The sequence below is a fragment of the Georgenia sp. H159 genome (assembly GCF_035607575.1).
Taxonomy (GTDB): domain Bacteria; phylum Actinomycetota; class Actinomycetes; order Actinomycetales; family Actinomycetaceae; genus Oceanitalea.
The window spans coordinates 60657-70636 of sequence record NZ_JAYDZY010000016.1; the positions used below are offsets into that span (position 1 = coordinate 60657).

The 9980-nt window shown below is 69.5% G+C and carries 9 protein-coding genes and 1 tRNA gene; 4 read left to right on the top strand and 6 right to left on the bottom strand.

The window, feature by feature from the left end; translation table 11 throughout:
* Positions 1–601: 601 nt before the first annotated feature.
* A complete protein-coding gene (locus tag VR894_RS17650) occupies positions 602–814 on the bottom strand; it encodes a hypothetical protein (RefSeq protein WP_324653661.1) in 213 nt (70 codons plus the stop codon).
* 720 nt (positions 815–1534) lie between these two features.
* Here VR894_RS17650 and VR894_RS17655 point away from each other — a divergent pair.
* Positions 1535–2185 carry a nucleotidyltransferase domain-containing protein gene (locus VR894_RS17655; protein ID WP_324653662.1) on the top strand — a complete coding sequence of 217 codons (651 nt, stop codon included), beginning with the start codon at positions 1535–1537 and terminating at the stop codon, positions 2183–2185.
* A complete protein-coding gene (locus tag VR894_RS17660) occupies positions 2182–2577 on the top strand; it encodes a hypothetical protein (protein WP_324653664.1) in 396 nt (131 codons plus the stop codon). Before VR894_RS17655 ends, VR894_RS17660 begins: the two co-directional genes overlap by 4 nt.
* A 91-nt stretch (positions 2578–2668) precedes the next feature.
* Here VR894_RS17660 and VR894_RS17665 read toward each other — a convergent pair whose 3' ends face one another.
* Positions 2669–3415 carry a hypothetical protein gene (locus VR894_RS17665; protein WP_324653666.1) on the bottom strand — a complete coding sequence of 249 codons (747 nt, stop codon included), beginning with the start codon at positions 3413–3415 and terminating at the stop codon, positions 2669–2671.
* 736 nt (positions 3416–4151) lie between these two features.
* Between VR894_RS17665 and VR894_RS17670 the strand changes: the two genes are divergently transcribed.
* Complete coding sequence (locus tag VR894_RS17670) at positions 4152–4334, top strand: hypothetical protein (RefSeq protein WP_324653668.1); 183 nt, start codon at positions 4152–4154, stop codon at positions 4332–4334.
* A gap of 25 nt (positions 4335–4359) precedes the next feature.
* Here the strand turns inward: VR894_RS17670 and VR894_RS17675 are convergent, their stop codons facing one another.
* The 4 genes from VR894_RS17675 to VR894_RS17690 all read right to left on the bottom strand — a co-directional run bounded on the left by VR894_RS17675 (position 4360) and on the right by VR894_RS17690 (position 9208).
* The gene (locus tag VR894_RS17675) at positions 4360–5559 is read right to left on the bottom strand and encodes a tyrosine-type recombinase/integrase (RefSeq protein ID WP_324653669.1); all 1200 of its coding nucleotides are present in this window, start codon (positions 5557–5559) and stop codon (positions 4360–4362) included.
* Positions 5560–5565: 6 nt separating this feature from the next.
* Positions 5566–5799, bottom strand: coding sequence for a helix-turn-helix domain-containing protein (locus VR894_RS17680; RefSeq protein WP_324653671.1), 234 nt, complete (start codon positions 5797–5799; stop codon positions 5566–5568).
* 178 nt (positions 5800–5977) lie between these two features.
* Positions 5978–6054 (bottom strand) — tRNA-Met (locus VR894_RS17685).
* 91 nt (positions 6055–6145) lie between these two features.
* The gene (locus VR894_RS17690) at positions 6146–9208 is read right to left on the bottom strand and encodes a UPF0182 family protein (protein WP_324653673.1); all 3063 of its coding nucleotides are present in this window, start codon (positions 9206–9208) and stop codon (positions 6146–6148) included.
* Positions 9209–9353: 145 nt separating this feature from the next.
* On the opposite strand from VR894_RS17690, the gene VR894_RS17695 reads away from it, so the two are divergent.
* The gene (locus tag VR894_RS17695) at positions 9354–9908 is read left to right on the top strand and encodes a PPA1309 family protein (protein WP_324653675.1); all 555 of its coding nucleotides are present in this window, start codon (positions 9354–9356) and stop codon (positions 9906–9908) included.
* The last annotated feature ends 72 nt before the right edge of the window (positions 9909–9980 follow it).

The following is a 9980-nucleotide window of genomic DNA, read 5'->3' on the forward strand; positions in this document are numbered from 1 at the left end:
GGAGCGGGTCGCGTTGCCGCGCGGCCCGCTTCCGTCTCTCTAAGCTAATACAATCCACAAACGTTGTCAGCGACACGCCTCACATCCGAAGGGGCACTCACGGGCGCCCGTTGGCCAGCTTTAGACGCAAGTACCGAGTCCAAGAGACGAGAGAATACGGCGACGCATCGCCCCTCGGCACCGTCGCTCGTGGTGTTGACGCGAAGGCGCTCGGTTAACCATCCCCTGCCCGCCAGCGACTGAGACAGCAGCGCTGGGGCAAGTGCCCCGGCTACGCCCAGGGAAGCGACCAGCAGATGCGCTGTGGTGTTGTCCAGCTCGACACTTCCGGCACCACCTCGATATTGATTGTCCCGGGGCGGTAACCCCGTGGAAATGCTGAAGGTCCCACAAGACCAACCCGCGACGAGAATGGCGCAGGCCAGCGTGCCCGCCCATCTGGCCGGTGTCTGTATGGCCCGTCCGGTGTTGTGTTCCGGTGGCGGGGCCCGATGCGACGCCGTCGACAGCTTCAATCGGCTGCGCCGGATCCATCGGCAACGCGCACTGCGTTCCTGCCGCGCTCGCGGACTCCGGTGAAGACCATGAAAGCACCGGCCGCTCATCGGGTGCGCGTCCGCGCGAACGCCAGCGTGCCGCCGACGCGTACCGCGACGCCGACGGTCCGCGTCCATTTCGGGTCCCACATCTTCCGCTCGTCCATGAGGTGCTCCACCAGCGTCTCGAGCAGCACCGTGCATGCCACCGGTGACGCGAGCACCCGGGCGACGCAGTCCTCGATCCCATGCTCCTTCTCGACCGTCAGCGTGGTCACCCGGTCGACGACATGCACCGCGATCGCGCCACGTGCAGCCGCACGCCTCTCCTCGTATGCCGCGCGCCGGCACGACTCCGAGCACCACGTAGCGGGGCGTCCCGTTCGTCGTCGCGGGACCGGCGCACCGCAACGCGGGCAGAGTCCAGGGTCGATCTGAATGTCTGCAAGCTCGTCCATCACTCGCCTCGCTTCCGTACGGACGTAACAGCAACCGCCTCTGGTGCCAGAGGTGTGAGGACTACAACTCGGCCCCTGCCACGGCTCGTTCTTGAGGTACCTCAGCAGGAGCGCGACCGCTCGCAGGGCGGCGTGGTTCTCGAGGACGAGCCCGCGGTCCCGGTCTGCATCGAGCTGCACGTGGGTGCGCCCTCTGGCGCCGACGGCGCACCTGGTAGTCGAATGGGGGCTTCTCCTGCTTTTCTCCGGGCAGGGACGTAGGCCCCTCTGCCCCTCTCACTTGGAGGGATGGCCCCACGCTCCAAGTTCACTTGCGCCCCATTCGACCAAGCAGCCAAGCGGGCCGCACGGTAGCAGTCCGCGCCCTTTGCCCCGTCTTGCCGTGACGGCTAGACGACGTTGACCTCACGCGCCGGCCGGTCAGCGAACCGTGCCCTCACCCACGCGTCGACCTGCGTCCTTCACCCCTCAAGGTCCGCCAGGAGGGGGCCGCCAAGTATTGTGCACGTACGGCTACAATAGTTGGGACAGGAGGTCGTCATGCAGACCCAGCACCCACTGGCCACCATCACCCCCACCGTCGACGGAGAAGTCCTCACCGTCCTCGCCCGAGCCGACGCCACCTTCACCACCGGACAACTGCACACCCTCCTGCCCCACCGCTCCGCCCAAGGCATCCGCAACGTCCTACGCCGCCTCACCACCCAAGGCGTCGTCACCAACTTCCGCGTCGGCGCCGTCGACGGCTACACGCTCAACCGCGACCACCTCGCCGCCGGCCCCATCATCGAGCTCGCCAGCCTCCCCACCCGGCTGCGCGACCGCATCGCCGACCAGCTCGCCACCTTCACCCACAAGCCCCTCTACGCAGCCCTCTTCGGCTCAGCCGCCAGCGGTCAGATGCGCACCGACAGCGACATCGACATCTTCCTCGTCCGCCCCACCCCCGACGGCGACCAGGCCGCCGACGACAACGCCTGGACCGAAGACCTCGACCGGCTCGCCAACAACGTCACCTCCTGGACTGGGAACGACGCCCGCATGCTCGACATGACCGAACACCACGTGCGCACCCACGCAGCCGACGAGCCCGTCATCGCCGACATCGCACGCGACGGCATCACCATCTACGGTCCAGCCAATTGGCCCGCGACCATCCTCCACACCGCCGCACAGAGAGATGACCGATGACCCCCAGAACCACCCCGTGCGGACCCGGCGAACGAGCCGGCCGGTGGGCCAAGGCCCGCCAGTTCTTCAACGCCGCCGAGAACATCCGTGACCTCGCGGACGAACACAGCGACGTAGGCGACGCCTACGTGACGCTATGCGTGCACGCCGGGATCGCCGCGGCCGACGTCATCTGCTGCGCCAGGCTCGGGCAGTTCTCACGCGGCGAGAACCACAACGAAGCGGTTCGCATGCTCGAGCAGGCCGACAAGCCCTCCGCCAAGCACCTGCGCACCCTGCTGAACCTCAAGACGGCCGCCGGATACTCCCACGCGCCCGTGAGCGCCGACGACATCAAGAGGGCCGCACGCGCCATGGACAGCCTCATCGAGGCGGCCCGCCCACTGGCGTAGCCCTAGGAGCGGCTCGGGGATGCGCGGCGTGGACACCCCTCATCGAAGGCGCCTCCAGGAGGAGGACGTGCGGGTGCAAGCCGTGGTCGTCCTAGCTCGCGCGGACCTTCGCCAGCCGCTCAGCGATCTTGCTGCCCTCTCGTCGGTCTGGCGGGCATGCGGCGAGCCAGCGCTCCAGGACTGTGATCTCTTGGTCCCGTTGCCCGAGCTTGCGGTGGATGATGGCTGCCTGCTCGGTGTACCAGGGGGCCGGCTCGCGGCCGTCGCGGCTGTTCTCCGCGCCCTCGATGGCCTTATAGCAGAGCGTCAGCGCTTCCTCGTTGCGGCCCTGGCGCTTCAGCTGCTTGATCGGCTCCACCAACTCGAGATAGTGCACGCCGTCGACCATCCCAGCCTGGAAGGACGCCGCCCGCGCCCCGCCCTCGACCAGCGCTTCTGCCACCATGTTGCGGCTGGCCTGGTGGGCGGCGTAACGCTTCTCAGCCGGGGACATCGGGGGACGGTTCGACGCCGACCACTCCCAGCGTGGACGGCCTTGCCCGAGCCATGCCCACGCCTCAGTCCGCAGCCCCGCAGGTAGGACTTCGGTGAAGAGCTGTACCGGGACCTCACGCGCCTCCTGCTCTTCCAGCGGCAGGCGGCGGGCGAGGTGCCCAGGCAGGTAGCCGATCCGCTCACCTTCGATAAGAACTGCGACGGCGCGCGGGTCAACTGCGTTGTCCGGTTCGCGTTGAAGGACGGCGGCTGTCTCCAGGAAACCGCCGGCGGTGAGATCGTGGCGTGCGGCAAGGGCAGCCAGTGCGTCGCTGGCGAAAGTGGTGGTCCCGGAGAGCTGCACGAGCCCTTCTGTCCCCGCGGGGTCTGCCTCTTCGACTGTGACCGTGACAGGGGGGCGGGGCGGGGATGGACTGACGGCCGGCGGCGCGGCCGTGTCGCCGGCCTTCCTCACGCGTCGTTGCAGCCACCTCATCATCGATGATGATGCCACGCGCGGCACAGCCGGGGAGCGCCTTACGGGCGCGCGGCTCGGCGGGGACACGGATAGCCAAGCGGGTCTGCTGCGGCTGAGCGTTGGTCCGGACGCCGCTACGGATCCGGTGGAGGTCGAGGTCGCCTGGCGCGACGCGGCCGGCTGTCGGCTGTCGGCTGTCGGATCGACGACATCCGCGCGGGCAATGTCGGTGGTCGACGCGGACGAGACATACCGGCTCCTTTCGGCTGAGCTTGTGTCGAAGCGTCGGTGACGCTGGGGTCGTCCCGCGCAAGGGCGTGACCGGCTTCCCCTACGGGGGATCTACTACGTTGCCGACGACGAGGCCGTGGTCGTCGCCTACGCCCATGAGAGCCGCCTGCCGGGACACTGGAAGCCGCGTGGGCGACTCGTCGATGGTTCGACGCCGGTCTCCGGGCCGGGGGCCTGAGACCAGTCGCCCACCCGCGGCGATCTTCTCCCCGTACGCACGTTGACCTGGGCTGATGCTCCTCGTCACGGTGCGTACGGGGTGTGTACGGGGTGCGTACGGGGTCAGGCACCCCGTACGTTCTCGGTAACGCACCCCCGCGAGACTGGCCACATGGATCGAGCGATCGCATGTGTGGACGGTGAGCTGGCCGAGTTCGGCCTGCGCCCCGCCTCGACGAGCGCGCTTTGGGGGAAGAGAGCGGTGGTGATGACTCATCACGACCGCGGGCGCGCCGACGGGCAGACGATTCCCTTCGGTGCCGACGCCGACCTCAGGCGGAGAGAGCGGGGGTGAAGACTCCCCACCACCGCGTTCAACGTCACTTCTCGTCATTGCTGCTGTCACGAGGAGCGAGTGACTCGAGGATCTCGGCGGTCACCGGGTTCACCTTCTCGTCGGGCTCGATGTAGTGCTCCCTGGTGATCTGGGACGAGGTGTGCCCGAGCATCTCGGCCGCGAGGTCCGCACCGCCCGCCCGGTCGACCACCGTCGCGACGGTCCGGCGGAACGAGTGCGGCGTGACCCCCGAGATGCCGGCCTCCTCCAGGATGGCGCGCAGGCGCCGGCGCACGTTGTTGGTCGTCAGCGGCGTGTGGTTGCGGCTGAAGAAGATCAGGTGCTCCGCGTCCTCGTCGGCGATCGCGGCGAGCCGCTGGCGCAGCACCTCAGCGGTGAACGACGGCACCGCGACGGTCCGGGCCGACTTGGCGGTCTTGGGGTGCGGCTGCCGGTGGGTCGGCTTGCCCGTCGGGGAGACGATCGTCCCGCTGAGCCGGACAGTGGAGGGCGTGACGGTGACGTCGACGTCGCACTTGCGGATCGCCAGCACCTCCCCGATCCGGGCCGAGGTGCCGAGCATGACCTCGATGATCTGGTCGAGCTGGCCGTCCGGCGGCGGTCCGGGCATCCCGGGCTCTCGGCGCCATCCCCGCACCGCGGCCCGGATCGCGTTGACCTGGTCCAGGGTCAGGGCCATCGCCCGCGTCGGCGGCTTCCGCAGCCGGGCGGTGTCCCGCACCGGGTTCTCCCGGAGCGCGTCATAGCGAACCGCCAGGCCGAGGGCGAGACTGAGGACGGTGCGCGCCTGCTTGGCCATGCTGTAGCTCCTGGTGGTCGCCAGCGCCTTGAGGAACCTGTCGACCTTGGCGACGCTGATCTCGCGCAGCGTGTAGTGCTCGAAGGCCGGCATCACCAGCTGCCGCATGTTGCGTTCGTAGAGCGCCCTGGTGCTCGGTGCGAGCTTGCCCTCCAGGTCGAGATCCTCCAGCCACAGGTCGACGAGGCGCCCGAAGGAGGCGTCGGGGGTCAGCTCCCCGGTCCCGATGGCGTAGTCGGCCCGGCGGGAGAGCCTCTCCTTCAGGCGGTGCTCCGCCGCCTTGCGCGTCGGGCCGCGGGCCTCAACCCGCCGGAGCCGACCGTCGAGATCCCGGACACGCACCCGGGCGCGGACCACCCCGCCCGCCAGGGAGGTGAACTCCATGTCGCCGAACGTGCCGATCGGGGTGCGGGGCCGTGCCACCTCACATCACCCCACCGAGCGATCGCGGCCGTTCGCCGTGGCGTCGCGCTGGGCCTCGACCCACGCCGCCACGTCGGAGACGGCGAACTTCAGGTGCCGGCCGACCCGGAAGCCGCGCGGGCCGTGCCCGGTCTGGCGCCAGTCGTAGATCGTCCGGACAGGCACGCCGAGGTACTCGGCGAGCTCCTGGACGTCCAGGAGCGGGTCCAGCCCGTCCAACCGTGTCGTTGAGGTTCCCATGCCTGCCAGGTGCGCGGGACGCGCCGTGGCAGCCGTGACACCCCGGCAGCGACCGGCGCCGACCGCGCGGCGGACCCGACCCGACCTCGACGGAGAGGTCAAAGTGGAGGGTTTGTGGAGGGTGGATCAAATCCCTATAAGCCTCAGGCCCGGGAATCCGTGGATTCCCGGGCCTGACTGGTAGCGGGGGCAGGATTTGAACCTGCGACCTCCGGGTTATGAGCCCGGCGAGCTACCGAACTGCTCCACCCCGCGTCGGTGAACACCACCTTACGCGGGGGTGGCCCCGGGAAGCAATCCGGCGGGGCTGTGAGTCCCCTCACCGCCCCGCCGGACACCTCTCGGCTCAGCCTCCGCCGTCGTCGGCGCCGTCGTCCGCGGGCGGTGTGCCCTCACCGTCGGCCGGTGGCGTCGCCCCGTCCTCCGGAGGTGGCGGGGTGCCGGCCGCGGCGGCGTCGAGCTCCGCCTGCGCCTGCGCGGCCTCCTCCAGCGCCGCCTGCAGCCGGGACTGCGCCTCGCCGTAGGTGGTCCAGTCACCCTCGGCGAGCGCCGCCTGGCCGTCCTGGAGCGCCTGGGTCGCGTCGGCGAGCGACTCTGTCAACCGCCGCTGGGCCGCGGCGTCGACCTCGGTCGTGCCCTCGGGCTCCTCGCCCGGCTGCTCCGCTCCGGGCGTCTCGTCGACGACCTCGGCGTCACCACCCTCGGCACCGGAGTCGCCTCCGAACACCTGGTCGAGCGCCTCGGTGAGCGTCGGCGCAAACCCGATCTCCTCACCGAAGGCGACGAGCACGTACTGCAGCAGCGGGTACTGCGTACCGGCCGACGCCTGGACGTACACAGGCTGGACGTAGAGCAGCCCGCCACCCACCGGGACCGTCAGGAGGTTCCCGCGCAGCACCTGCGACCCGCCCTGCTCGAGCAGGTTGAGCTCGGTGGAGATCGTCGGGTTGGAGTTGAACGTGTTCTGCACCTGCCCCGGTCCGGGCACGGTGACGTCGGAGGGCAGCTCGAGCAGCCTGAGCTGGCCGTAGTCCTCCCGCACCTCACCCGGGCTGTCGCCCGTCTCCGAGTCGACCGCGAGGAAGCCGGTGAGGATGTTCCGGTCGGTCTGACCACCGGGGATGAAGCTGGAGGTGAGGGAGAACTCCGCGGAGTCCTGTCCCGGCATCTGCATGGTGAGGTAGTACGGCGGCTGGGGCACGTCCTGGTCACCGGCGGTCGGGTCACTGGGGATGTTCCAGAAGTTGCCGCCGGAGTAGAACGACGCCGCGTCGGTCACGTGGTAGCGGCTGAGCAGCTCGCGCTGGACCTTGAAGAGGTCCTCCGGGTAGCGCAGGTGGCTCATGAGGTCCCCGCTGATCTCGTCCATCGGCGAGATGTGGTCGGGGAAGACGTTCTTCCAGGTCTGCAGGATCGGGTCGTTCTCGTCCCACTCGTACAGGGTGACGTCACCGTCGTAGGCGTTGACGACCGCCTTGACCGAGTTGCGGATGTAGTTGACCTCCGCGGGCGCGGGCCCGACGACGACGCCGCCGAGCTCGTCGGTCAGCGCGTCGGTGGTCGCGTCCTCCAGGGACTCCCGAGCCGAGTAGGGGTACTCGTTGGTCGTCGTGTAGCCGTCGACGATCCACACGAGCTCCTTCGGCGTGGACTCGTCGCCGTCCATGTCGACGATCGCCGGGTAGGCCCGGGCGTCGAGCGTGAGGTAGGGCGCGACCTTCTGGACGCGCTCGTGCGGGTCGCGGTCGTAGAGGATCTGCGACTCGGAGGTCACGCGGTCGGAGAAGAGGATCTGCTCCGAGCCCATCCGGATGGCGTAGAGGAGCTTGTTCCAGAAGTTGCCGACGCTCGGACCGCCGTCGCCCGTGTACGTGGTGTTGACCTGGCCCTGGTCTGCGGAGTCGTCCGGGTAGTCCAGCTCCCAGGGGCTGGTGCCCTCCGGGGCCCCGACGATCGAGTAGCTCGGGGTGTTCTGGCCGAAGTAGACGCGCTCCTCGTACTCGCCGATCTCACCGATGCTGGGGATGCCGAACTCGAAGAACGCCGGCTGCCCGTCGCGGGAGACGGTGTTGCCGTAGGCGGCGACGGCACCGAAGCCGTGCGTGTAGACGGTGTGGTCGTTGACCCACGTGCGCTGGTCGTTGCCCAGACCGTCCTGGTTGAGCTCGCGGATCGCGATGACGGTGTCGCGCTTCTCGCCGTCGATCTCGTAGCGGTCGACCGCCAGCGTCGGGGCGAAGTCGTAGTACTGCCGGTTCTGCTGCAGCTGGCGGAACGTCGGGCTGACGATGTTCGGGTCGAGCAGCCGGATGCTCGCCGTGGACTCGCTGTCGTTGCGCAGCTGGCCGGGCTCGGTCTCGGTGACGGCGTCGTAGGTCTGGGTCTCCAGGCCCTCGAGCCCGTAGGCGGAGAGCGTCGCGTTGATGTTGCGCTGGATGAACTCCGACTCCGCCTCGACGGCGTTCGGCGTCACCTGGAAGCGCTGGACGATCGAGGGGTAGATCCCCCCGATGACGACGCCGGAGACGATCATGACCCCGACCCCGGCCGCGGGGAGCAGCCAGCCGCCACGGAAGGCGGAGACGAGGAACAGCACCGCGATGATGACGGCGATGATCGCCAGGATCGTCCGCGCCGGGAGATTGGCGTTGATGTCGGCGTAGGAGGCGCCGGCGAACCGGTCGTTCTCCCCGACGAGCAGCGAGTAGCGGTCCAGCCAGTAGTTCGCGCCGATGAGCAGCACGAACACCCCGGCCATGATCGACAGCTGGATGCGCGCGGCGTTGGTGACGCGCTGGGGGCGCCCGCCGAGCTGGATCCCGCCGTAGAGGTAGTGGGTGACGAGGGAGGCGACCGCGGTGATGAGCACGACCGTCATGAGGAAGGACACGAGCGTCCGCAGCACCGGCAGCGTGAAGACGAAGAACCCGATGTCCAGGTCGAACTGGGGGTCGGTCGTGCCGAAGGGCTCCCGGTTGACCCACATGAGCACCGAGCGCCAGTTGTTGCTCATCGAGACGCCGGCGAAGAAGCCCAGCACGATCGGCGCACCGATCATCACCAGGCGGCGCAGCGGCTCGACGCTCTCGCGGTAGCGGTCGAGGTTCTGCTGCTCGGGCGTGACCGGCGCGTAGATCGGCCGCGACCGGTAGGCGAGCCGCAGCCCGAGCCACACCGGCACCGCCATGACGAGGAACCCGGAGGCGAACAGCACCGCCCGGGTGAGCCACTCACGCCACAGCACCTCCTCGAAGTCGAGGTGCGAGAACCACAGCACCTCCGTCCACAGCTGCGCGGTGATCATGAGCAGCACCGCGAGCACGGCGAGGACGACGAGCGTGGGCACCAGGGCGCCGCGTCGTCGGCCCCCGGCGGGCCGCGGTGGTCGTGGGACGGAAGCAGACGTCACGAGGGTGGCACCTTCGGTCGTGGAACTGTCGGTGGGCGGCAGTCGGTCGCCCCTGCCTGGAGCAACGCACGGCCTGCCTCATAGGTTCCCATACCTCCCAGCTGCGGTTCGCCCCCCGTGCCGCCGGTGGTGGATCATGGTCGCCATGACGGCTCCCACCTCCGGCCCCAGCCCGCGCCAGCTCGCTCTCAGGGGGGCGGTTGTCGACATCGACCGGCACGTGAGCTCGCTCGGGTGGGACTCCCCCGTGCTCGTGTTCTCGCTCGTCCGCACGGCTGCGGCGCTCGCGGCCAGCCCCGGGCTCGCCGCCGAGCTCCCCGACGGCGCGGCCGAGTCCGCCGAGGCGGACCCGGAGCACCTGCTGTCCGTCGAGCAGGACGGGCTGCCCCAGGCCGACACCCTCGAGGAGCTCCTCGCTCAGCTCGCGTGGCCGGACGAGGTGGACGGTGCCGCCATCGTCGTCGAGCGCATCGTCGTCCCACCCGAGGCCGAGGTCGACATGCCGCGCGACCCCCAGGAGGCGGTGGCCTACCTCGAGGCGCACCCCGACCGGCAGGACGTGCGCATCACCGTGGGCGTGCTGCGCACGGGTGAGTCCTGGTGTGCGCTGCGCTCCCGCACCCACGACTCCGACGACGCCGTCGCCGGGTCCCCCGACGCCGTCCCGGGCCTCGTCGAGGCTCTCCGCGCGACCTTCTGATATGTAGTGGCTCTCTGTCAAGAGGCAGGGTGAGGCGCCCGTCCCCGGTGGTTGGGGCGGGCGCCTCTGGCT